Below are 22,242 nucleotides of genomic sequence, written 5' to 3' on the forward strand. Positions count from 1 at the left end.
TTTTTATATCTATGGGCATAGAAAATAGACTATGCCGCCATATTATTTAATTTGGAAACTGTATAATATTATGAAAAATATCGATCAATATCGCCCCTGCGCTGGCATAATGCTGGTTAATAAACAGGGACTTGTCTTTGTTGGACAACGTAGCGACAGCCCAAATAGCGACGCATGGCAAATGCCACAGGGCGGCATTGACGAAGGCGAAGATGCACAACAGGCCGCGATAAGGGAATTGCAGGAGGAAACGGGTATAAATCCTGATTTAGTGGCGATAATCTCCCAAAATGAGGAGGAATTATTTTATGATCTGCCCGACCATTTGGCGGGTAAAATGTGGGGCGGCAAATGGATGGGGCAACGCCAATGGTGGTTTTTATTATATTTTAATGGTGAGGATACAGATATAAATATCGCAACCGAACATCAGGAATTTTCCAAATGGAAATGGGCTGAAATTGACGAATTGGTTGACATGATTGTACCATTTAAACGCGAATTATATCAATCCGTTGTGGATATTTTTCACGAAGATGTTGCTATGTTAAGGTCACTGGACGCTTAATTTTAAGATAGAAAAATTGGGCAAATGGCACAATTATCAAAATATATAAATTATTGCGCTTTTGCAGTCGGCCTTAACTGAACATCTTCAACCGGCTTTGCCTTTTCCATACCATATGTATTTATGGCCAAATTTAATTTTTCTTTGGCATCACATTTTTTGCGACATAAAAATTCATAGCGCGATAAATTATCTTTTGCACGCTCTACAGCGCCGCGCTTCACATAAACTAAGCCCTGTCCGATTAAGGCTTCCTGCCCATTTGGATCAATATCCAAAGATTCGCGATAATATCGTATTGATTTGCCCAACAAACCTTGTTTTTCCATAATTTGGGCAAGCATATTATATGCATTTGCATTACGTGGATGAAGGGCAAGTGCGGTTTCCAAATTATCAATGGCCAATTGCCAGTTTTGATCATCAATAGCGACTTTGGCCTGCCCAACATAAACCAATGCACGGGCGGAAATCACATCATCGCGTTGAACCGCATTTAACCCACTGGAAACAAGGGCCAGCATTAAAGACATTCCAATTGCTGCTGGTGAAAAGCGCATTATTAACTCCTTTAATGTTTCAAACCTGTCCATTTTATCCTTTATGGCGCAATCGGCTATAGAAAAATCCATCGCAAGCATCATGAAATGGTGTCAATATCCTGCCATTTAAATGCGGCCTACCAAGCGCTGCGTCAATCTTTTCTGGCAAGAAATTTTTATTCGATTGTAAAAATCCCTCTATCTGCTTGCCGCCTTCATCTTCTAATAATGAACATGTAGCATAAATTATCGCCCCGCCAGGCTTCACCAAAGTCGCAGCCAATCGCAATAAATAAAATTGCAAATCGGTAAGCTGGCTTAAAATTTTGGGGGTTAAACGCCAACGCCCCTCTGGCTGGCGGCGCCATGTTCCCGTGCCGCTGCACGGGGCATCGACCATCACAATATCACATGCGCCCGTCAAATCGCCCAATATTTCAAGCTCACGGCGCGGATTTATCAATCTTTGTTCGATATTTTCATAACCTGCCCGCGCAGCTCGATCGGGTATTTGCTGCAGCCTTGCTCTATTGGTATCGGCCGCGATTAAACGTCCTTTTAATAAGCCGCCTTCGCTCATGGCATCGGCCATTGCTAATGTTTTGCCCCCTGCCCCGGCACAAAGATCAAGCACGGTCATTCCTGGCCTTGCATTGGCAGCATGGGCTATCATCTGGCTTCCTGCATCCTGAACCTCAACCATGCCATTTTTATATAAATCATGGTCAATAATGTTAAAACCATTGTCCAAACGATATCCATTTGGCACATTATGAATTGGCGCAGCCTGTTCCAAATTTTCGGTAATTTTTTGGGCAATGACTGCATCATTTTTTGCCCGAATATCCAATGATGCACGCCCCAAAAGAGCAGACAATTCTTCCTCCACATTGTCCGATTGCAGGATGATAGATGCAAAATATTGCCGTAAACCTGCGGATAATATGCTGGGCGCGGCGCGTTCTTCTATATCCTTAATCACCGCAGGGCCATATTCCGACCCGTCAAATAAGGCTGCATCCACATGGCCCGCATCCACCATGGCAAGCATCGCTGCACGGCCCGATACCGGACGCTCCCCAATTAAACGTATACAATCCCACACCAAATCGCGAATATATCGGCGGTCCTTTGACCCGATGAAACGGCGCGTTTTGAAATAGGATGCAATAATCCTCTCCGCCGCTGCGCCATTATTTTTTGCGGCCAAAACCACTTCATGCAGCAGATCAATCGCTGCCTGAACTCTACCGCTATCTTTCATAATGTGCCTGACTTGGTTAAATGTTAAAACGACCTGAAAAAATTATCGGGTCGGATAATTTGGCGCCTCGCGCGTAATGGTCACATCATGCACATGGCTCTCGCTCAATCCTGCATTGGTAATGCGCACAAAATTTGCATTTTTTTGTAAATCGGTAATTGTTGCTGAACCAGTATAGCCCATGGCCGCCTTTACCCCGCCAACCAATTGATGCACAACATCCTTGGCCGCGCCCTTAAACGGCACTTGTCCTTCAATTCCTTCGGGTACTAATTTCAATTGGTCCTTAATATCCTGTTGAAAATAACGATCCGCCGAACCGCGTGCCATTGCGCCAACTGAACCCATACCGCGATAGCTTTTATAGGCGCGGCCTTGATAAAGAAATGTTTCGCCCGGCGCTTCTTCTGTGCCGGCCAATAATGACCCGACCATCACGGTCGATGCACCTGCAGCCAATGCCTTTGCTACATCGCCCGATGTGCGCAGCCCGCCATCGGCAATAACTGGAATATTTGATTTTTTGGCCTCTGCGGCACAATTCATAATCGCGGTTAATTGCGGCACACCAACACCAGCAACGACCCGCGTTGTGCAGATTGAGCCAGGGCCAATACCAACCTTAATCCCATCCGCACCCGCATCAATTAAGGCGCGCGTCGCCGCCGCCGTGGCAACATTGCCCGCGATAATTTGCGTTTTTGGTGAAATTTTCTTTATTTCAGCCACCGCTTTTGACACCATTTCACTATGCCCATGGGCGGTATCAACCACGATTAAATCACATTCCGCATCAATTAAGGCCAATGTGCGCTCCATCCCCTTTTCACCCACGGTGGTCGCTGCGGCAACGCGCAAACGCCCATTTTCATCCTTGGTCGCATGGGGATATGTTACTGCTTTTTCGATATCTTTTACCGTTATCAACCCAATACAATGATAATTATCATCCACCACCAATAATTTTTCAATTCGGCGTTGGTGCAGTAATTTACGCGCCTCATCCTTGGCAACGCCAACTGGAACGGTGGCCAAATTATCTTTGGTCATTAATTCAGAAATGGGCTGTGCTGGATTATCGGCAAATCGCACATCGCGGTGGGTAATAATGCCAACCAATTTTCCATCATCCTCAACCACGGGAATACCAGAAATTTGATGATCGGCCATCAATTGGCTTGCCTCGGCAAGGTTGGATTTAGGCGAAATGGTAATGGGATTAACCACCATGCCTGATTCAAAACGCTTTACCTGACGAACCGCGGCACATTGTTCCTCAATTGATAAATTACGGTGCAACACACCAATGCCGCCCAATTGTGCCATGACGATGGCCATTTTTGCCTCGGTAACGGTATCCATTGCGGATGACAGCATCGGGATTTTCAACCCAATGCTTTGCGTGACCCATGTTTGGGTATCTGCCTGACTGGGTAGGATATTTGACGCATCAGGCTGCAATAATACATCATCAAAAGTTAAGCCAATGGGAATATTATCGCTCATAATCAATCAACTATCCTAGGTAGAATCTGTGCCGCTATCGAAAAAAATGGCCTCTTTATAATGGCAAAAGAGGCATTTTTGAAACGATGCGCTGGTTTATTTCGCTTCCCTTACATCGTCGGACATAGATTCTCCACCTTTTTTGCGCATATATTTCTTTTTTGATGCAAAATATTTGACCAGCTCAACATGCAAATTGGCATCTTCGGTTGCGCCGCCCAATTCGGTATCCTCGGTCAATTCATCATCTGGCCCGTGATAATGCGATCCTAAAAATTCTTGCAGCAGGTTTAAATCGGCAAAGCTGCCCCCTGCCATGACGGCGGGGACATTTTCTTGTGTAAATGCCCAACCATCTTGACGGCGGATAAAGGCATTGGCTTCGGTTGTGCTGTCTATATCACGGCCTAATTTCAATGCCACTTTTTCAATATGGCTATCCAAATCGGTAGTGCCTCGCCCAATAATCGCGACCTTTGAATTTTTCTTCGCAATCGCAATAGTGTCGATATTTAATGAAATGACAATGTCCTCTAATTTTATGGGCTGTCTTTTCACAAAATTATATGCGCCCAAAAGGCCGCTTTCCTCCCCCGTCGTGGCAAGAAAATAAATATCCCGGTCATATTTGCGCTTACCCAATTTTTTCGCAACTTCATTAATAACGGCAATACCGCTGGCATTATCCACCGCACCATTACAAATTTTATCTTCATCGCTATCTGGCCGGCAAATCCCCAAATGGTCCCAATGGCCCAAAATTAAAACCGACCCTGCGTCCTTTTTCTTACCCGCAATTTTGCCAAAGACATTATAACTGTTAAATTTACGAATGGATGTGGCGACATTTAAATCAGCCTTAGAAGTCAAATCATGCCCCTGAAATGCGCCATCCTTGGCATTATTTCGATAATCATCCCAATCACCCCCTTCATTGGTGACCAATGCTACCATGAATTCGGCGCTTACCCCGCCGGTAATCAGGGAAAAATCCTCATCAGATTGCGCTTCTTTGCGCGGACTTGATATAAATGACTTAATGGATTGCCAACGTTCTTGAGGTTCAACCACATATATAATCGCCGCTGCGCCTGCCTGCCTTAACGCCGTGCGGCGATCGGCAAGCGATGCATTTTTCATAGGATCAAATGGCGCATTATCCATTAACATATAAACGATTTTGCCTTTTACATCTGCGGCGACATCACCCTGTTTATTGACGCCAAAACCGACAAAAATCATATTTGCATTTGATAAATTTATATTTTCCTGATTACCAATAAAAATATATTGTTCTTTGTTCAAATCCATCATTTTTGATTTAGATTTCAATATCAAATCATATCCTACAGATTTTCTTTCCTGCAAGGGCACGGCATCAAACCATGTCCCATCGGCCGCCGCAGGCTTTAATCCCGAATTTGCCCAGCTTTTGGAAATATACCCAATGGTCTTTGTTTCCCCCGCTGTTCCCGGCTCACGTCCTTCAAAATCATCACTTGCCAATATTTCGATATGGGCGCGAATGTCGGATTCGCTAATATCCTTGGCAAAAGCAGTGGTTTGACCAATGGCAAAACAGGTCAAAAACAAACTTAATTTAAGATTTTTCAAAACAGCCCCTAACTTTTGATATAATTATGTCATTATCGATAAATCGCTATGTCAATTAAATTAACAAAACAGCATTTTTCGACAAGTAACAAACACAACCCAATGAACGCCAATATTAATTGAAAAAAATAGTTGGCAAAAGAACAAAATAAATACAAAGTTTATATGTTTGAAAATGCAGTTTATCTTGGGAGATGACATCATATGGAATATTCATTTTTTGCATTATTGGCGATTGGCACGTTAATATATTTATTCGCCAGCATCAAAATCGTTCGCCAGGGTTTTCATTATACCATTGAATATTTTGGACGATATCATGAAACAGCGCGGCCCGGATTTAATTTCTATCCTGCATTTTTCTATCGCGTTGGCCGCAAGGTAAATATGATGGAACAGGTATTGGACATTCCCGGGCAAGAGATTATTACCCGCGACAATGCCATGATTGCCACCGACGGGGTCGTTTTTTTTCAGGTTTTGGACGCGGCAAAGGCCGCATATGAGGTTTCCGACCTATATAATGCGATAATGAACCTGACCACCACAAATTTACGCACCGTTATGGGGTCGATGGATTTGGACGAAACCTTGTCCAAACGTGATGAAATTAACGGCCGTTTGCTGGTCACCGTGGATGAGGCAACAACACCATGGGGGGTTAAAATTACCCGTGTGGAAATTAAAGATATCCGTCCCCCAGCCGACATTTCCAATGCCATGGCCCGCCAGATGAAGGCAGAGCGTGAGAAACGGGCGCAGATATTGGAGGCAGAGGGCCTACGTGCTTCGGAAATATTGCGCGCCGAAGGTGAAAAGCAAGGTCAAATTTTGCAAGCAGAGGGCCGCAGAGAAGCTGCGTTTCGTGACGCAGAGGCGCGTGAACGCGAAGCAGAGGCAGAGGCAAAAGCAACCCAAATGGTATCCGACGCCATTGCAAATGGTGATGGCAAAGCGGTCAATTATTTTATCGCGCAGCAATATGTGGAGGCAGTGTCAAAATTTGCCACATCACCAAATGCCAAAACAATATTATTTCCTGTTGAGGCCACACAGTTAATTGGCACTTTGGGCGGTATTGGGGAACTTGCCAAAGACGCATTTTCCAATGATAAAATTTCCAGCGCTCTTAACCCCAATAATAAAGGATAAGATATGGAAACGCATTTCATCTGGTTAAGTTTCGCCATCATATTGGCAATTGCCGAATTGATTGTGCCTGGCGTTTTTCTTATCTGGATTGCGGCGGCGGCGGCCTTAACTGGAGGAATTGCGTTTTTTATTGATATTCCTTCTGCGGCTCAATTTTTAATATTTGCAGGATTTTCAATTATATCGGTTGTTATTGGCCGCCGGTTCTTTCTTGAAGAACCAGCAAGCGATGAAAGCCTTTTATTAAATGATCGCGCCAAACAATTAATCGGCAAAACTGTCACTGTGGTTGAACCAATTGGTGAAAATAGTGGCCGGGTAAAGGTGGCCGATGGCGAATGGAATGCACGCGGCCCCAATTTGGAAATTGGGGCAACCGCCAAAATTTCATCGGTAAAAGATGGCGTGATATATTTAGAAAAAGCTTAACCGCATCAGTTATTAAAGTGAAGCGATATATAAATAAAAAGCCGGGCAAGTTGCACCGGCTTTTTATTCAGATAAGGATTAAATTCCCAATATTATTTGGTCAGCTTACCCGCCATACCGATAATATCATCCAATGGGTTTCCATCACCATCAAAATCAAGCATGTTGGCAAGGCCGCCTAAACCACCAGATGAAGGTGCAGCACTACCGCCGCCCACCACACCGCTTAATACATTTCCCAATATTCCGCCAAGTCCGCTGCCTGTTGATGCCCTGGATGCGGATTGACCACCACCCAAAACTCCGCCAATTAAATCACCCAATCCGCCACCTGACGATTCATTGTCTCCGCCCTGTTTCGCCATATATCCAGCAACCAGCATCGCCAATATGGGTAACATTTTCTTCAAAATTGATGAATCAATTCCTGTTTGGCCAGATGCGTGCCCCGCAACGGTGCGGCTTACATCTTTGCTGCCAAAAATTTGCCCTAAAACATCATTGCCCTGCTCCACTGGCGTTGGCTCTGGTGCTAAAACCTTGTCAAAAAGACCCCCGCCGCCAAGCTGGCTCAAAAGACCGCCTAACCCTTCAATCCCGCCTGATTGGGTCTGTGCATTTTTCTTAAACCCGCCCAAAATTGCAGGCAGCAAAGCCGCCGCGCCAATTTGCGCAGTATTTTTATCAATTCCCAATTGCCCTGCCACAGATTCAATGGCGCCTGATTGTTGCAAAATATCGGCGATATTCATATTTTTCCTCCTAGTTTATTTCGAGGAATAGACAAGAGAGCGGCACATTTAGCAATATATAATGTCATATTTGGTACAATTCGGGCACGAAGCTACTTAATTTTACATTTCATCGACAAAACTATGCTCGCAAAATAACAGGCCGTCCTTATAGTTAAGTTCATCACTTGAAATAAGGAGAAGAATGAAATGGGTATTTTTTCAAAAATGAAAGATGCGATTTTTGGTAAAAAAGCCGTTGCACAAACTGGTGACACAGCTCCCGCAACTAACGCGGCGGCGGCAGCAGCGGCAGCAGCGGCAGCTTCGACTTTAACCACTCCAACTGCAATTGAAGAAGTTGACGTTATCGCCAATTTAGAAGCAATGGCTGCGGCAAATGGGCAATCATTAAATTGGCAATCGTCAATTGTGGATTTAATGAAATTATTGGGCATGGATTCCAGCCTGGCCGAGCGTAAAGAATTGGCACAAGAGCTTGGCTATGCTGGCGAATTAAACGGCAGTGCGGAAATGAATATTTGGCTGCATAAGGCAGTGATGAAGGGGCTTGCCGAAAATGGCGGCAAAGTGCCCGCCAATATGCTGGATTAATGCTATAATATATTGAAAATTAAGTCTATCTATACATAAAAAGCCCGGACGTTAAATCCGGGCTTTTCTTTTTATATTAAAATTGATTATTTTTTACCGAACAGACCAGATGCCATGTCAGTAATATCATTTAACGGGTTGCCGTCGCCATCACGGTCCAAAAATCCCGCAGCTTTGCTCAACAAACTATCTTCACCGCCCAGCATTTCTTGGATTTTATCAGCTGAAATTCCATGCTCTTGCGCCAAATCTTGAACGGCTTGCATTTTGTCACCATCGCCCGAAAGCTTGTCTTGCAAAGAACTCATAATCGATCCAGCTTGTTCCTTTGGTACACCCAATTTTTCTGCAACACCTTCTAAATTGCCCAATAATCCGTCTAAAATACCCATGTAAAATTCCTTTCAATGTTGAATTAAATACAACATATCAAATTATTGAACCCATTGGAAACCATCAATGGTAAACAAAGGTAAAATCATGTTTCACATTGGCCACATAAAGAAGTAGAAATATAGTAATTATCAACTGTTGAACAGTATTTACTCCTCGTTTATAAGCATATTATGTCCGAAACAATTGCCTTGGTCGATGATGACCGAAATATCTTAACATCCCTTTCCATTGCCATGCAGTCAGAGGGATTTTTGACACGAGTTTATACGGATTCAGAGGCGGCGTTAGAGGCAATTATTAACAGCCCGCCCGACCTTGCCATTTTTGATATTAAAATGCCCAAAATGGATGGCATAGAATTGCTGCGTAAATTGCGTGAGAAAAGCAATTTGCCGGTTATTTTCTTAACATCAAAAACTGATGAGTTGGATGAGGCATTGGGCCTTGCCATGGGGGCGGATGATTATATTGCCAAACCATTTTCGCAGCGATTGTTAATCGCGCGGGTTAAAACCGTTTTGCGCCGAACAAAGGCACGACAAAATATAGCCAGTACCGAAACCGATGAAGAATCAGAACCCTTAATCAGAGGGAAATTACATATGGATTCGGCCAAACAACAGGTGAGCTGGGATGGAAAATCTATCATCTTAACGGTTACCGAATTTATGATTTTGGAGGCATTGGCAACTCGCCCCGGTGTGGTGAGGTCGCGCGATCAATTAATGGACGCCGCCTATCAAGAAGATATTTATGTCGATGATAGAACAATAGACAGCCATATTAAAAGGCTGCGTAAAAAATTCCGGCAAGTTGACCCCGAATTCACCTCTATCGATACATTATATGGCGCGGGATATCGTTTTGCGGAAAATTGATAAGGATGATCCACCTGAGTTAAATTTAGGATGGAGCAGGAATATTTCGCTTACATGGCGTATTATGGCCGTGAACGCAGTAACATTATTATTATTTGCCGCTGGTTTATTATTATTAGATAATTTCCGCACTGAATTATTGATTAAAAGACAAGAAATATCAAGAAACTATATCAAAAACATTGCATTTACTTTGCCCAAATTGGATGAAAATGAACAACGGCAATATTTACAGAAATTTGGTGAAACAAATGAACTGCGCATCCGGTTTTATGATAAAAATGGCCGCAAAAATTTTGATAGTTTTGCCGAATTTGGTCCATCCTATGAAGAACGCAACCCAGATGATGAAAATTTCAATAAACGTGCCGCGCGGCAAATGGATATCATTATTGATTGGTTGATTTTGGCAAAGCCCCTGCCGCTTTATATAATGGATAGGGATGAAAATATCTCTTCATGGCCATATTTATTGGCACGGCAGAAAAACGGTCAAAATCTTTATATAAGAACTCAGGCACGTTATGCCCCCGACCGAACACCGGTAATTTTGGCGGGCAGTTATTTGCCCAAACAACAAAAATTTATTCATTTAACCCTCAATGCGCGCGATATTCGCACCTCGGTTCGTGCGGAACGATTTAATATTGGCATGTTTATCTTACTCATGCTGGGTTTTGCTATTTTACTATCATTATTTCTTGCCCGAACAATTGTTCGCCCCCTTCGTTATTTGGCCCATGCGGCGACAAAGGTGAAATTTGGGCGGGCTTTTGATATTGATTTGCCGCGTCTTCCCTCTCGCCGTGATGAAATTGGCATGTTGGCACGTGCGCTTGCCGATATGAATGAAAGCCTGCGCAACAGATTAGACGCAACAGAAGCATTTGCAGCCGATGTCGCACATGAAATAAAAAACCCTCTGGCGTCGCTGAGATCCGCCATTGAGGGGATGAATAATATTAAAGATGCCGATTTACAAAGGCAGTTATTGGATATTGCCATGGATGATGTCATGCGTATGGATAGGTTAATTACCGATATATCGGAGGCCAGCCGAGTGGACAGCCTGCTTGCCAGAACAGATTTTGAGGAAATTGATGTTGGCGACCTGATTTCATATATTTTGAATGAGCGGAAACAACGCGCTGACCATTTGGACCAGCATAATATCAAATTCGCCTTTGCCCGCCCGCGTAAAAATGTCGCGATAATAAAGGGTGATGAGGCACGATTATTTAGAGCTATAGATAATATAATCGACAATGCCATTTCTTTTTCGCCCCATAATGGGTTGATTGAAATTCGCGCAACGCGGACCGAAACCGCGATTATCATCCAAATTATTGACGAAGGACCGGGTGTCCCCGTTCATTTAAGACAGGAAATCTTCACACGATTTCACAGCATCCGAAATGATAAAGAAGAATTTGGTAAGCATAGCGGCCTTGGCCTTGCCATTGCGTCGGCCATTATAAAGGGGCATCGCGGGACAATTTCGGTGCATGACCGTGATGATCATAAAAATGGTGCAAATTTTGTGATTAAACTCCCTCCCATTGAAAATCTTGATTCTGATAATAAAGATGAAGATGCATAATGGCGCAGCAATTAAAAATCATTCATGCAAGCTCGGTTGCGATTGATGGACAGGCAGTTATTATCATGGGTCCATCGGGAAGCGGCAAAACGCAAAGCTGCCTTGACCTTATCGATCGCGGTGCAATGTTAATTGCCGATGATCAATGTGTGCTGTCCAAAAATAATGGGCATATTCATATTTCCAGCATTTCTGGTTTTGAAGGAAAAATTGAACTTCGCAATGTCGGCATCATCCAAATGGAGCATTGCCAAAATATTCCAGCGGCCCTATGCGTTGCCCTAAACCCAAATGCCCCCAGATTCCCTTCTAAATATCACAGCTTTGATTTTGACGGATTGCAAATAGTTAAAATGGAAATGGCGCATACGCCAAATATTGCTCAAAAAATTGAATTAAGCTTACAACAAATAAATTTGGGTAATATTGTCATTGGTGCAAATGCCATTGGCGGATAAAATTTATATCTTAAGGTTATAATATGTCGCAAGAAAATAATAAAAAGCACCCAAAAAAGGCCCGAAAAATATTATTGGTGACGGGACTATCTGGCGCCGGCAAATCAACCACCGTTAAAACTTTAGAAGATTTAGGGTGGGAAATTGTTGATAATTTTCCCATTACTTTAATCCATGCTTTATTGGAAACCCCCCTTCCCCATGATCAAGTTGATTTGCAAAAACCACTTGCAATTGGATTTGACAGCAGAACAAGAGGATATAATCCCAGCCTGTTAATTGAACAGGTAAAGGCGTTACAGGAAAATGGCGCTTATGACATTATGACCTTATTTCTTGATTGTTCTGGAAATGAAATTGAGCGCCGATACACCGAAACAAGGCGGCCGCATCCGCTTGCCAAGGACCGGCCAACAATTGACGGCATCGCACAGGACAGGCAATTGATGGAGCCATTGCGCAGATGGGCCGAAACCTTAATTGACACAAGCCGGCTGAGCACGAATGATTTACAAATCGAAATTCGTGAGAGATTTTCCCTAAACCAACAAATGGGGTTAAGCCTGACGATTACCAGTTTTGGATTTGCGCGCGGCGTTCCGCACAATGCCGATTTAATATTCGACATGCGTTTTTTACAAAATCCCCATTGGGTTGACGAATTGCGCCCTTTAACCGGGCTTGACAATAAAATTGCCGAATATGTCAGTTCGGATAAAAATTTCGACAAAATTTATAATCAAATGTCTCAAATGCTTTCTGACTTATTGCCATTATATGCCGCGCAGGGCAAAGCGCATGTTAATATTGCATTTGGGTGCACCGGCGGACGGCATCGTTCGGTCTTTGTGGCGGAAAAATTTGCAAAATTATTTGAAGAAAAAGGGTATTCCCCAACGATTATTCACCGCAATTTGGCATCAAGATCAATTGATGCGTTGGAAGGTAATCCTGGACAAGTGCAATATTGACGTAAAATATAAAGCTGATGAAAGCTAATTTCATTGAAAAAAAGATAAAAACATGGTTGAGCGGGAACGATGATTGGAATTATTTTAGTAACACATGGCCAATTGGCCCAAGAATTTATCGTCGCGATGGAACATGTTGTTGGTCCGCAGCGCGCGATAGAGGCTGTTTGCATTGGCCCGCATGATGACATGGAATTACGACGCAAGGATATTGCCAAGGCTGTAAAAAATGTTGACGAAGAAGAAGGCGTCATCATTTTAACCGATCTTTTTGGCGGAACTCCATCGAATTTGGCCATTTCATTAATGGAGCCGGGTAAGGTAGAAGTTATTGCTGGGATAAATCTGCCCATGCTGATCCGTTTGGAAAGCGCACGCCGCAAATTACCCATTGATCAGGCATTGGCCGCAGCGCGTGATGCGGGCCGCAAATATATTAGCGTGGCATCAGAATTGTTGGAGGCGTCAAAATGAGCTGTTCTACCAAAGTGACCATCATAAATGATCGCGGCCTACACGCACGCGCCAGCGCGAAATTCGTCACTTTTGTCAGCCGACTTCCGCAAGAAATCAACGTAGAGGTGGCAAAGGATGGGCAATCTGTATCAGGCACTTCTATCATGGGTTTAATGATGTTGGGTGCGGCCAAAGGGGATGACATTACCATTACCGTGACCGGCGAAAATAGCGAAAAAATATGCCAAAAACTCGAAGGTTTAGTCCTTGATGGCTTTGGCGAAGATTAATAAATTTAAATGCACGACGAACCACATATTATCACCGGTTTTTCAAACCCGATTGTCCGGCACGCCAAATCCCTGCGTATTAAAAAATTCCGCAAACAAGAAGGCATGTTTTTAGCAGAAGGGTTAAGAATCATTATTGAGGCGATGGACGCCGACAAATATCCGCTGCGTATGTTCGTTGATCAGGCCGAATTATCACATCCCATTTTACAAGATGTCATCAAACGTGCAGGCGCGCATAATTGCGAGATAATAGAAACCAACGCCAATATTATGAGCAAAATATCTGGCAAGGATAATAGCCAAAAAGCCATTGCGATATTTGCCGATCATCTCACCAAATTACAGGATTTGGACCGTGACAGCGCAAAAATTTGGCTAGTCGCGCAATCACTTCGTGATCCGGGAAATTTGGGGACAATGTTGCGCACTGGCGATGCGGTTGGCGCAGGTGGATTGATTTTATTAGATGATTGCACCGACCCATTTTCGGCAGAGGCCATCCGCGCCAGCATGGGCGCAGCCTTTACACAGCATATAGTGACCAGCAACGCTGAAGCATTTTTTACATGGCTGCGTCACGGAAATGGACAATTGGTCGGCACCAGCTTAAATACTGATCAAGATTATCAAGCTGTTTCATATCAAGGGCCATGTTTTATTTTGACTGGCAATGAATCTCAAGGATTGCCCATAGCATATGAACAAAAATGTGATTTATTGGTGAAAATGCCAATGCGCGGCAAGGCAGATAGCCTAAACGCTGCGGTTGCAACCGCCGTAATGGCATATGAAGTTTTGAACCAATTTAGACGTGTTGAGGATTAAAATTTAATCCCCGCTCAAATGAATAAGCGAAGCTGGTTCATCATCAATATTTTTGGCTTTTTTTGTTGCTTCTAATTTTAATGAGCCTTCTTCAGCTCTATCGGTATCTATCGCTTCATCTTCTGCCATCCCATAACGCGGCAATGCCTCCACCTCATCGACATCGATAATTTCATTCTTACCCGTTTCGACATTTAATTCGGCAAATTTACGCCCTGTGGAGAGCAGATTGCGTTCAAAACTGCCGACAAATTTATTATAATTATTCACCGCATTGCTAAGCCCGCTGCCCATATTTTTCAAATGTTTGGAAGCAACAGCCAGACGATCATACATTTCCTTACCCAATGCGCCAATTTGCTTTGCCTCAGCCGCCAAATTTTCCTGCCTCCACACACCGGCAACGGTTCTCGCAATCGCCACCAAATTGGTTGGCGTCGCAAGCAGCACCTTTTTATCAAAAGCAAAATCCCATAAATCGGGTTGGTGGTCCAATGCGGCGGCAAGAAAATGCTCCCCCGGCACAAACATAATGACATAATCTGGCGCGTCATCAAATTGGCTTTGATAGGATTTATTACCCAAAGCATTGATATGTGTTTTCATGGATTGGCAATGGCGGGCCAAGGCGATTTGCCGCCCATCCTCATCCTCTGCTTCAAACGCATCTTGATAATCATTTAATGATACTTTGGCGTCAATGACCAGTGAACTGCCGCCCGGCACCTTTACTATAACATCGGGCCGTAACCTATCCCCATCGCTTGTCGTCACACTGGCCTCTGTCACAAAATCAATATGCTCACTAAGCCCGCAGCTCTCCAACACATTTTTAAGCTGCTGCTCCCCCCAACGCCCTCTTGCCTTTGGCGCATTACGCAGGCTGTTGACCAGCTTGGCCGCTTCGGTTTGAACACGATCCTGCCCCTGTCTCATTTGATCAATCAATCCGGTTAAATTACCATAGGCTTCGGTCCGTTCGCGCTCAACCTTACCCACTTGTTCTTCATAAGCGCGTAATTTATCCCCAACAGGGCCGAGCAATTGTTTTAGCCGCTCTTCATTTTTCTCACCGGCCTGATGAAATCGTTCATCAGCACGTTGTAAAAATTGACTTTGCGCCTCGCCCAGCGATTTTTGGCTAATTTCCCTAAATTCGGTGGCCAAAATATCTTTTGCCTCCTTAATTTGGGAAAGCTGCCTTTCAAATCCTCGCTCTTTTTCCTCTGATGCTGCTTCTAAACGGGCCAATTGATCCTTAACATAATCACGCTCTGCCGCCATTTCATCCAACATTGCGCGCAGTTGCAAGGCCGTTTCCGCCCCCTTTTGAGCGAATTTACTGGCCATAAACCAGCCCGCAGCTCCGCCTAAAAATAAGGTGGCAATGATGATAAATATGACAATAATAGGGTCCAAGTTAATATCCCATGCAAAAAGAACGAAATAAGAACATATAGGATAAATTAATATCGTCAAGCATGTTTATCGTGCATAATAAAAATCAATATATAAAATTTATCAATGACTTTAATTATTTGCAGCTATACCGATGCGCTTTTTTGTTCGGCCATAGCTAATCATGCTAAATGGTATTAAAATCAAATATCCAATGCATAAAATAATCAGCGCGACCCAAGGTGCCGTTATTAAAATCGTCACCAACATGCCCGCCACAGCAATTGTTCCCATGCGGACCGAGCGGCGAATGCGCAATGAAGACCAGCTAAATGTTGCCACGGACGATATGGCCAATAAAGCAACAAACAACATCCACGGGCCAACAATCCATTGTTCCTGTGCGATGTCGAATCCAGTTTCCAACCAAATGACAAGTGGTAATAAAGCAAGCCCCGCCGCCGTAGGCGCAGGCACACCAGTTAAAAATCCAGCTGATTTATGCGGTTGATGCTCCACATCAATTTGTGCGTTAAACCGCGCCAGACGAAGCGCCATGCACAATGTATAAAATAACGCAATCGTCCACCCAAAACGCGGCATATATTGCAAAGACCAGATAAAGAGCACGATTGCCGGGCTAACCCCAAAAGCAATATTATCGGAAAGCGAATCCAGCTCTGCTCCGAAACGGCTTTGCCCCTTTAATAAACGGGCAATTCGTCCATCTATACCATCTAACACACCGGCGGCGACAATTGCCATTACCGCCTCTGGCCATCGGGCAGATAGGGCGAACCATATCGCAGACAATCCGGTGCAAAGCGCCATTGCTGTCACCATATTGGGAATTAACGCCCTGATGCTAATGCCATATTTGGGTTGATGCCCCATTTCGGGAGGTTGCGCGTCCATTATTGTGCTATGGCCTTTGTTTCAATATCTTCGCCCAATTTTGCAATTACGGTTTCACCAGCAACGCATCGTTGCCCCTTTATAACGCGTGAACCAGTCCCCACGGGAAGATAAATATCAACGCGGCTGCCAAATCGGATTAAACCAAAACGCTGCCCTTTTGATAATATATCGCCTTCTTTTACAAAGGTCATGATGCGCCGCGCCACCAAACCGGCAATTTGGGTAAAACCAATGCGAACGCCATTTTCATTTTCCACAACAAAATGCTGCCGCTCATTATCCTCGCTGGCCTTATCCAAATCGGCGTTTAGGAATTTTCCTTTAATATATGAAACGCGCTTTACCGTTCCGCCAAGCGGCATTCGGTTAATATGCACGTCAAACACACTCATAAACACTGACACACGGGTAACGGGATGATCGCCCAGTAAATCTTGCATTTCCTTTGGTGGCTGAACCTCTTGAATCAAGGTCACAAGCCCATCTGCGGGCGAAGTTACAATCGATGGGTCGGCAGAGGTCGCGCGAACCGGATCGCGAAAAAACGCAAATACCCATATTGTTACCCCTGACAACAACCAACCAATGGCCGTTGTGCCCAGAAACCTATATCCCAAATAACCCAATATTAGGGTGATGAAGATTGCAATTGTTCCGAATTTTTTACCTTCGGGATGAATTTTGGGAAATTCCCATTTCGCGACACCCTCGCCGCGGTTGCTTAATATATTTTTTGACATGAAATTATGTTTACCCACACATTCATGCCGTGACAACCAAACAAATGCATAAATTGAAAATCATTAAATATCATGCAAAATGCAAGCTGCATGTTGAACAAATGCAAAACTTTGCTATGTCCTACGCAAACAAGAATAAATAGAAACGAAAATCCCTAGGAAAGCATAGAGAAAATGGCAAAAATTAAGGTAAAAAATCCGGTCGTAGAACTTGATGGCGATGAAATGACCCGTATCATTTGGGAATGGATTCGCGAAAGACTCATTCTACCTTATCTTGATATTGATTTGAAATATTATGATTTATCAGTTGAAAAACGTGATGAGACCAACGATCAGATTACGGTTGATTCTGCCAATGCGATTAAAAAATATGGCGTCGGTGTTAAATGCGCGACCATCACCCCCGATGAGGATCGCGTTACCGAATTTAATTTGAAAAAAATGTGGAAATCGCCAAATGGCACCATTCGCAATATTTTGGGCGGCGTTGTTTTTCGTGAACCAATTGTGATCGACAATGTGCCGCGTTTGGTCCCCGGTTGGACCGATCCGATTGTTGTGGGCCGTCATGCATTTGGCGATCAATATAAAGCAACCGATTTCCGTGTACCTGGCCCTGGCAAATTGCGCCTGGTTTTTGAAGGTGAAGACGGCAATAATATTGATGAAGAAGTATTCCAATTCCCTTCTTCTGGCGTTGCGATGGCCATGTATAATTTGGACGATTCCATTCGCGATTTTGCCCGCGCGTCGATGAATTACGGCCTTGCCCGCAAATGGCCAGTATATTTGAGCACGAAAAACACCATTTTGAAGGCATATGATGGCCGTTTCAAAGATTTGTTTGAAGAAGTCTTTACCAATGAATTTAAGGCCGATTTTGATAAAGCAGGCATTGAATATCAGCATCGTTTAATCGATGACATGGTGGCAAGTGCGTTAAAATGGTCCGGTAAATTCGTTTGGGCGTGTAAAAATTATGATGGCGACGTGCAATCCGACACCGTGGCGCAGGGCTTTGGCTCTTTGGGTCTGATGACTTCTGTTTTAATGACCCCAGATGGCAAAACCGTGGAATCAGAGGCCGCGCACGGAACTGTAACGCGCCATTATCGCCAACATCAACAAGGTAAAGCCACATCAACCAACCCAATTGCATCAATTTTTGCATGGACCGGTGGTTTGAAATATCGCGGTAAATTTGATGATACACCAGATGTTGTTCGCTTTGCCGAAACTTTGGAACAAGTGTGCATCGAAACCGTTGAACAAGGCAATATGACCAAAGATTTGGCCATTTTAATTGGCCCTGATCAGGCATGGATGACCACAGAGCAGTTTTTCGAAGCGGTTCGCAGTAATTTAGAAACCAAAATGGGCAGCTGGAGCTAATCCAACCCAATTAATTTTTTAGGAGTATCAGATGGCAGCGACCAGCCAAGCAAGATTAGAAGTAAGGCAGGCGTTATTATCTGATATTCCTGAAATTTCCTCTCTGGTTAAGCGCGTATATAAGGGCATGCCGCCCTATACACGTGCAGAGTTACGCGGGCAGATAAATAATTTTCCAGAGGGCCAATTTGTCGCAATTTTAGATGATAAGGTTGTGGGATATTGCGCCTGCTCCCGGTTAAAAGAAAAGCTGGCCCTTGCAAACCATAGCTGGAACAGGATTACCGGAAACGGTCTTGGTTCACGGCACATTCCCAATGGCGAATGGTTATATGGCTATGAAATGTGTGTTGACCCCAAGCAGCGCGGGGTACGAATTGGCCGCAGATTATATGATGCACGCCGAACATTGGCCGAAAGATTGGATTTGCGCGGTATTGTCTTTGGTGGCCGCATGCCCGGTCTTCGCCGTGCGATAAAAACTAAAAAGGCAACAGATCCTATTGATTATCTGGAAAAGGTAAAAAGCAATAAATTGCGCGATCCCGTCATCGGATTTCATCTATCCAACGGGTTTGAGCCTCAGGGCGTATTGAAAAAATATCTTCCCGAAGATGATGATAGCATGGGCTTTGCATCGCATATGGTGTGGCGCAACCCATATGATAATGCCGATGAGCCCAAAAAATTCCGAATTCCCCGCGATGTGGAAAATGTGCGTCTGGCCACCGTTCAATTACAGGCACGCGCAGTGAAGGATTTTGACGAATTTATCAATAATGTGAAATATTTTGTCGATGTCGCCGCCGATTATGAGGCTGACTTTGTAGTATTTCCCGAATTATTTACCCTGATGCTGCTGTCTTCGGAGCAAAAGGAATTAAAACCGCATGAGGCCATAGAAGCCTTATCCGAATATACACCGCGAATCCGCCAAAGCCTGTCCGACATGGCGATGAAATATAATATCAATATTATTGGCGGCTCTCATCCAACCCGCACCGAAGATGGCGAAATTCAAAATGTCGCCTATATCTGCTTGCGCGATGGCGCAGTGCATGAACAGGAAAAAATTCACCCTACCCCCAATGAAAGCTATTGGTGGAATATCAAGGGCGGCGATCAAATTTCGGTCATTCCCACAGATTGCGGTCCAATTGGCGTGTTAATTTGTTATGATAGCGAATTTCCAGAATTGGCCCGCCGATTGGCAGATGAGGGCGCGCGCATTATCTTTGTGCCATTTTGCACAGATAGCAGACAAGGTTATTTACGCGTTCGTTATTGTTCACAGGCAAGAGCGATTGAGAATCAATGTTTTGTCGTCATGTCGGGTAATGTGGGTAATTTGCCCAATGTGCATAATATGGATATTCAATATGCGCAAAGCTGTATCCTTACCCCTTGCGATTTTCCATTTGCCCGCGATGGTATTGCTGCAGAAGCAAGCGAAAATGTCGAAACCTTGACCATAAGCGACGTGAATCTATCTGATCTCAGCTGGGCCAGAGCAGAAGGAACAGTCCGCAATCTGGCCGATCGGCGTTTTGACCTTTATAATATAAATTGGGCAAATGAAGATGATGAAATTGAAAATAACGCGAATTTAGAAGCGAAAAAATAATCTACACATTGTGACATTAAGCGGGGAAACCGCATCAATTAAGCAAAAAATAAATTTATTGCTTCACCTTAATATCATTGATGGTTAGAAAAATTATATGGCAAGTGAAATTAGCACAGATGGAATTGGCAACGCCCTAATCATTTTGGGGGCTGCTGGCATTGTAATCCCTGCTTTTGCAAGGTTTCGTATTACACCAATTATTGGTTTTATCATCATCGGCGTGCTGGTTGGGCCAATGGGATTTGGCGCATTGGGCAATCAATATCCCTGGCTTCACTGGGTCACTATATCCGATACAGAGGCCATTAAACCCATTGGGGATTATGGTATTATATTATTATTGTTTACAATCGGCCTAGAATTATCCTTTAAACGTTTGTGGATAATGCGAAAATTAGTTTTTGGCGTTGGTGCAGCAGAATTGATTGGTAGCGGGCTAATCATCGCAATCGCCATTTATTTTTCGGGTCAGGGCTGGTTATCATCCATGGGATTGGGCCTTGCGCTTGCCTTATCCTCCACTGCTTTGGTGCTGCCCATTTCGGGCACAAAATCGGCGGTCGGTAAATCGGCTTTGGCCATGCTTTTGTTCGAAGATTTGGCAATTGTGCCCATCATCTTCCTGCTTGGCGCACTTGCGCCGCAAGCTGGCGAAGATAGTTTGGATGGGCTAACCACTACATTATGGCAGGGTGCGTTGGTCATTGCGGCGATGCTAATCCTTGGGCGTTTTTTATTACCCAAATTATTTGGTCAGGCCGCGCGCACAAAAAGCCCAGAGTTGTTTCTAGCGGTCAGCTTACTCATCGTTATTATTTCAAGTCTAGCCACAGGCCTTGTCGGATTGTCCCCCATTGTGGGCGCAATGATTGCCGGATTGCTGATTGCTGAAACCGATTATCACAATGAAGTTGAGGTTATTATTGAGCCATTTAAGGGGCTGGCACTGGGTGTATTTTTGATTAGCATTGGGATGCAGATTGATTTGCGTTATGTCGCGGACAATTGGGTCAGCTTATTCGCAGCTGTCTCTGGTGTTTTATTTGTGAAATCCATCGTAACAGGCAGCTTGTTGAAATTGGCTGGCGCACGAACCGGCACGGCGACAGAGGCAGGCGTTTTAATGTCCAGCCCATCGGAAACAACATTGATCGTGCTGGCCGCGGCCAGCGCCGCCAATATCATCGCTCCAGAAACAGCCAATTTTTGGCAGGTTGCAACGGCAATCGGCCTAACCATCACGCCTATATTGGCACGTATTGGCCATGATATGGCGCGAAGAATTGAAATGCGCGAAAGCGATAGCGACATGGCAAAAGATCTTGGTTCGACCGAAGAACGCGCCGTGGTCATCGGATTTGGCCGTGTTGGCCGTTTGATTGCTGATATGTTAAGAATACATGGTAAAAATTTTGTTGCTGTTGAATCGGACATTGATGCCGTGGCCGCCGCAAGGCGCGATGGTTATCCCGTAATTTATGGGGATATTACGCGCCCTGAAACGCTTGATAAGCTTAGCCTTGGCCATTCAACAGCCTTAATTTTAACAATGGACGAGCCAGTTTTGGCTGTAAACACCGTAAAAAGAGTGCGCGCTTGGCTGCCTGATTTGACGATTGTGGTTCGCGCGCGTGATGCGGAACATGCCGCTGCCTTATATCAGGCAGGGGCAAGCGATGCCGTGCCCGAAACCTTGGAAAGCTCTTTACAATTATCCGAAGCGGTTTTGGTCGATCTGGGCGTGGCTATGGGCCCCGTTATCGCATCTGTTCATGAAAAACGCGATGAATTTCGCCGCGCGATAAAGGAAGCGGGCGGATTGGAAGACGCACCCATGCTAAAATCATTAGGATAGATTTGTTGTTT

At 44.3% G+C, this 22,242-nt stretch carries 23 protein-coding genes; 14 read left to right on the top strand and 9 right to left on the bottom strand.

Going from position 1 to position 22,242, the window contains the following annotated elements; all coding sequences use genetic code 11:
* Positions 1-70 precede the first annotated feature (70 nt).
* Positions 71-568: an RNA pyrophosphohydrolase gene (locus LPB140_RS08500; RefSeq protein WP_072560707.1), complete on the top strand. Its 498-nt coding sequence runs from the start codon at positions 71-73 to the stop codon at positions 566-568.
* A 50-nt stretch (positions 569-618) separates the two neighbouring features.
* Here LPB140_RS08500 and LPB140_RS08505 read toward each other — a convergent pair whose 3' ends face one another.
* The 4 genes from LPB140_RS08505 to LPB140_RS08520 all read right to left on the bottom strand — a co-directional run bounded on the left by LPB140_RS08505 (position 619) and on the right by LPB140_RS08520 (position 5,494).
* A complete protein-coding gene (locus LPB140_RS08505) occupies positions 619-1,200 on the bottom strand; it encodes a tetratricopeptide repeat protein (RefSeq protein WP_198024098.1) in 582 nt (193 codons plus the stop codon).
* Positions 1,163-2,374, bottom strand: coding sequence for an RsmB/NOP family class I SAM-dependent RNA methyltransferase (locus tag LPB140_RS08510; protein ID WP_072559464.1), 1,212 nt, complete (start codon positions 2,372-2,374; stop codon positions 1,163-1,165). The genes LPB140_RS08505 and LPB140_RS08510 overlap by 38 nt, the downstream gene beginning before the upstream one ends.
* A 42-nt stretch (positions 2,375-2,416) precedes the next feature.
* Positions 2,417-3,880 carry an IMP dehydrogenase gene (gene guaB / locus LPB140_RS08515; RefSeq protein WP_072559465.1) on the bottom strand — a complete coding sequence of 488 codons (1,464 nt, stop codon included), beginning with the start codon at positions 3,878-3,880 and terminating at the stop codon, positions 2,417-2,419.
* 96 nt (positions 3,881-3,976) lie between these two features.
* Positions 3,977-5,494, bottom strand: a complete 1,518-nt coding sequence (locus LPB140_RS08520; protein WP_072559466.1) for a M28 family peptidase — start codon at positions 5,492-5,494, stop codon at positions 3,977-3,979.
* Between the two features lie 204 nt (positions 5,495-5,698).
* Between LPB140_RS08520 and LPB140_RS08525 the strand changes: the two genes are divergently transcribed.
* Positions 5,699-6,646 carry an SPFH domain-containing protein gene (locus LPB140_RS08525; RefSeq protein ID WP_072559467.1) on the top strand — a complete coding sequence of 316 codons (948 nt, stop codon included), beginning with the start codon at positions 5,699-5,701 and terminating at the stop codon, positions 6,644-6,646.
* Between the two features lie 3 nt (positions 6,647-6,649).
* A complete protein-coding gene (locus LPB140_RS08530; RefSeq protein WP_072559468.1) occupies positions 6,650-7,075 on the top strand; it encodes an NfeD family protein in 426 nt (141 codons plus the stop codon).
* Between the two features lie 92 nt (positions 7,076-7,167).
* On the opposite strand, the gene LPB140_RS08535 is transcribed toward LPB140_RS08530, so the two are convergent.
* Positions 7,168-7,827 (bottom strand): DUF937 domain-containing protein, encoded by a 660-nt coding sequence (locus LPB140_RS08535; RefSeq protein ID WP_072559469.1) that lies wholly within the window; start codon positions 7,825-7,827, stop codon positions 7,168-7,170.
* Between the two features lie 189 nt (positions 7,828-8,016).
* Between LPB140_RS08535 and LPB140_RS08540 the strand changes: the two genes are divergently transcribed.
* Positions 8,017-8,421 carry a DUF3597 domain-containing protein gene (locus tag LPB140_RS08540; protein WP_072559470.1) on the top strand — a complete coding sequence of 135 codons (405 nt, stop codon included), beginning with the start codon at positions 8,017-8,019 and terminating at the stop codon, positions 8,419-8,421.
* An 86-nt stretch (positions 8,422-8,507) separates the two neighbouring features.
* Here LPB140_RS08540 and LPB140_RS08545 read toward each other — a convergent pair whose 3' ends face one another.
* Positions 8,508-8,813: a hypothetical protein gene (locus tag LPB140_RS08545; RefSeq protein WP_072559471.1), complete on the bottom strand. Its 306-nt coding sequence runs from the start codon at positions 8,811-8,813 to the stop codon at positions 8,508-8,510.
* A gap of 174 nt (positions 8,814-8,987) precedes the next feature.
* Here LPB140_RS08545 and LPB140_RS08550 point away from each other — a divergent pair, with 174 nt between their 5' ends.
* The 7 genes from LPB140_RS08550 (at position 8,988) to LPB140_RS08580 (ending at position 14,298) form a co-directional block, all read left to right on the top strand.
* A complete protein-coding gene (locus LPB140_RS08550; protein ID WP_072559472.1) occupies positions 8,988-9,695 on the top strand; it encodes a response regulator transcription factor in 708 nt (235 codons plus the stop codon).
* Positions 9,664-11,295 (top strand): HAMP domain-containing sensor histidine kinase, encoded by a 1,632-nt coding sequence (locus tag LPB140_RS08555; RefSeq protein ID WP_072559473.1) that lies wholly within the window; start codon positions 9,664-9,666, stop codon positions 11,293-11,295. The genes LPB140_RS08550 and LPB140_RS08555 overlap by 32 nt, the downstream gene beginning before the upstream one ends.
* The gene (locus LPB140_RS08560; RefSeq protein ID WP_072559474.1) at positions 11,295-11,753 is read left to right on the top strand and encodes an HPr kinase/phosphorylase; all 459 of its coding nucleotides are present in this window, start codon (positions 11,295-11,297) and stop codon (positions 11,751-11,753) included. Before LPB140_RS08555 ends, LPB140_RS08560 begins: the two co-directional genes overlap by 1 nt.
* 23 nt (positions 11,754-11,776) lie before the next feature.
* Positions 11,777-12,724 carry an RNase adapter RapZ gene (gene rapZ, locus LPB140_RS08565; RefSeq protein ID WP_072559475.1) on the top strand — a complete coding sequence of 316 codons (948 nt, stop codon included), beginning with the start codon at positions 11,777-11,779 and terminating at the stop codon, positions 12,722-12,724.
* Between the two features lie 69 nt (positions 12,725-12,793).
* A complete protein-coding gene (locus tag LPB140_RS08570) occupies positions 12,794-13,198 on the top strand; it encodes a PTS sugar transporter subunit IIA (protein ID WP_072559476.1) in 405 nt (134 codons plus the stop codon).
* Positions 13,195-13,470 carry an HPr family phosphocarrier protein gene (locus tag LPB140_RS08575; RefSeq protein ID WP_072559477.1) on the top strand — a complete coding sequence of 92 codons (276 nt, stop codon included), beginning with the start codon at positions 13,195-13,197 and terminating at the stop codon, positions 13,468-13,470. The genes LPB140_RS08570 and LPB140_RS08575 overlap by 4 nt, the downstream gene beginning before the upstream one ends.
* A gap of 9 nt (positions 13,471-13,479) precedes the next feature.
* Positions 13,480-14,298 (top strand): TrmH family RNA methyltransferase, encoded by an 819-nt coding sequence (locus tag LPB140_RS08580; protein ID WP_072559478.1) that lies wholly within the window; start codon positions 13,480-13,482, stop codon positions 14,296-14,298.
* A gap of 3 nt (positions 14,299-14,301) precedes the next feature.
* Here LPB140_RS08580 and LPB140_RS08585 read toward each other — a convergent pair whose 3' ends face one another.
* The 3 genes from LPB140_RS08585 to LPB140_RS08595 form a co-directional block, all read right to left on the bottom strand.
* Complete coding sequence (locus LPB140_RS08585; protein ID WP_083550571.1) at positions 14,302-15,648, bottom strand: DNA recombination protein RmuC; 1,347 nt, start codon at positions 15,646-15,648, stop codon at positions 14,302-14,304.
* A gap of 180 nt (positions 15,649-15,828) precedes the next feature.
* Positions 15,829-16,611, bottom strand: coding sequence for a CDP-alcohol phosphatidyltransferase family protein (locus tag LPB140_RS08590; protein ID WP_083550219.1), 783 nt, complete (start codon positions 16,609-16,611; stop codon positions 15,829-15,831).
* Complete coding sequence (locus tag LPB140_RS08595) at positions 16,611-17,354, bottom strand: phosphatidylserine decarboxylase (protein WP_072559480.1); 744 nt, start codon at positions 17,352-17,354, stop codon at positions 16,611-16,613. The genes LPB140_RS08590 and LPB140_RS08595 overlap by 1 nt, the downstream gene beginning before the upstream one ends.
* Before the next feature lie 174 nt (positions 17,355-17,528).
* Here LPB140_RS08595 and LPB140_RS08600 point away from each other — a divergent pair, with 174 nt between their 5' ends.
* From LPB140_RS08600 to LPB140_RS08610, 3 genes are all read left to right on the top strand, one after another.
* The gene (locus LPB140_RS08600) at positions 17,529-18,749 is read left to right on the top strand and encodes an NADP-dependent isocitrate dehydrogenase (protein WP_072559481.1); all 1,221 of its coding nucleotides are present in this window, start codon (positions 17,529-17,531) and stop codon (positions 18,747-18,749) included.
* Positions 18,750-18,780: 31 nt separating this feature from the next.
* Positions 18,781-20,373: a GNAT family N-acetyltransferase gene (locus LPB140_RS08605; RefSeq protein ID WP_072559482.1), complete on the top strand. Its 1,593-nt coding sequence runs from the start codon at positions 18,781-18,783 to the stop codon at positions 20,371-20,373.
* A 97-nt stretch (positions 20,374-20,470) separates the two neighbouring features.
* The gene (locus LPB140_RS08610) at positions 20,471-22,231 is read left to right on the top strand and encodes a cation:proton antiporter domain-containing protein (protein WP_072559483.1); all 1,761 of its coding nucleotides are present in this window, start codon (positions 20,471-20,473) and stop codon (positions 22,229-22,231) included.
* Positions 22,232-22,242: the final 11 nt, after the last annotated feature.

Source organism: Sphingorhabdus lutea (genome assembly GCF_001889025.1).
GTDB lineage: Bacteria > Pseudomonadota > Alphaproteobacteria > Sphingomonadales > Sphingomonadaceae > Sphingorhabdus_B > Sphingorhabdus_B lutea.

Bases quoted from the DNA above. Each gene is read 5' to 3' on its own strand.
- LPB140_RS08500 (WP_072560707.1), top strand. From the start codon at position 71: ATGAAAAATATCGATCAATATCGCCCCTGCGCTGGCATAATGCTGGTT.
- LPB140_RS08585 (WP_083550571.1), bottom strand. From the start codon at position 15,648: ATGGCCAGTAAATTCGCTCAAAAGGGGGCGGAAACGGCCTTGCAACTG.
- LPB140_RS08535 (WP_072559469.1), bottom strand. From the start codon at position 7,827: ATGAATATCGCCGATATTTTGCAACAATCAGGCGCCATTGAATCTGTG.
- LPB140_RS08600 (WP_072559481.1), top strand. From the start codon at position 17,529: ATGGCAAAAATTAAGGTAAAAAATCCGGTCGTAGAACTTGATGGCGAT.
- LPB140_RS08590 (WP_083550219.1), bottom strand. From the start codon at position 16,611: ATGGACGCGCAACCTCCCGAAATGGGGCATCAACCCAAATATGGCATT.
- rapZ (WP_072559475.1), top strand. From the start codon at position 11,777: ATGTCGCAAGAAAATAATAAAAAGCACCCAAAAAAGGCCCGAAAAATA.
- LPB140_RS08560 (WP_072559474.1), top strand. From the start codon at position 11,295: ATGGCGCAGCAATTAAAAATCATTCATGCAAGCTCGGTTGCGATTGAT.
- guaB (WP_072559465.1), bottom strand. From the start codon at position 3,880: ATGAGCGATAATATTCCCATTGGCTTAACTTTTGATGATGTATTATTG.
- LPB140_RS08545 (WP_072559471.1), bottom strand. From the start codon at position 8,813: ATGGGTATTTTAGACGGATTATTGGGCAATTTAGAAGGTGTTGCAGAA.
- LPB140_RS08580 (WP_072559478.1), top strand. From the start codon at position 13,480: ATGCACGACGAACCACATATTATCACCGGTTTTTCAAACCCGATTGTC.
- LPB140_RS08570 (WP_072559476.1), top strand. From the start codon at position 12,794: ATGATTGGAATTATTTTAGTAACACATGGCCAATTGGCCCAAGAATTT.
- LPB140_RS08595 (WP_072559480.1), bottom strand. From the start codon at position 17,354: ATGTCAAAAAATATATTAAGCAACCGCGGCGAGGGTGTCGCGAAATGG.
- LPB140_RS08550 (WP_072559472.1), top strand. From the start codon at position 8,988: ATGTCCGAAACAATTGCCTTGGTCGATGATGACCGAAATATCTTAACA.
- LPB140_RS08530 (WP_072559468.1), top strand. From the start codon at position 6,650: ATGGAAACGCATTTCATCTGGTTAAGTTTCGCCATCATATTGGCAATT.
- LPB140_RS08555 (WP_072559473.1), top strand. From the start codon at position 9,664: ATGGCGCGGGATATCGTTTTGCGGAAAATTGATAAGGATGATCCACCT.
- LPB140_RS08505 (WP_198024098.1), bottom strand. From the start codon at position 1,200: ATGGATTTTTCTATAGCCGATTGCGCCATAAAGGATAAAATGGACAGG.
- LPB140_RS08575 (WP_072559477.1), top strand. From the start codon at position 13,195: ATGAGCTGTTCTACCAAAGTGACCATCATAAATGATCGCGGCCTACAC.
- LPB140_RS08605 (WP_072559482.1), top strand. From the start codon at position 18,781: ATGGCAGCGACCAGCCAAGCAAGATTAGAAGTAAGGCAGGCGTTATTA.
- LPB140_RS08510 (WP_072559464.1), bottom strand. From the start codon at position 2,374: ATGAAAGATAGCGGTAGAGTTCAGGCAGCGATTGATCTGCTGCATGAA.
- LPB140_RS08540 (WP_072559470.1), top strand. From the start codon at position 8,017: ATGGGTATTTTTTCAAAAATGAAAGATGCGATTTTTGGTAAAAAAGCC.
- LPB140_RS08525 (WP_072559467.1), top strand. From the start codon at position 5,699: ATGGAATATTCATTTTTTGCATTATTGGCGATTGGCACGTTAATATAT.
- LPB140_RS08610 (WP_072559483.1), top strand. From the start codon at position 20,471: ATGGCAAGTGAAATTAGCACAGATGGAATTGGCAACGCCCTAATCATT.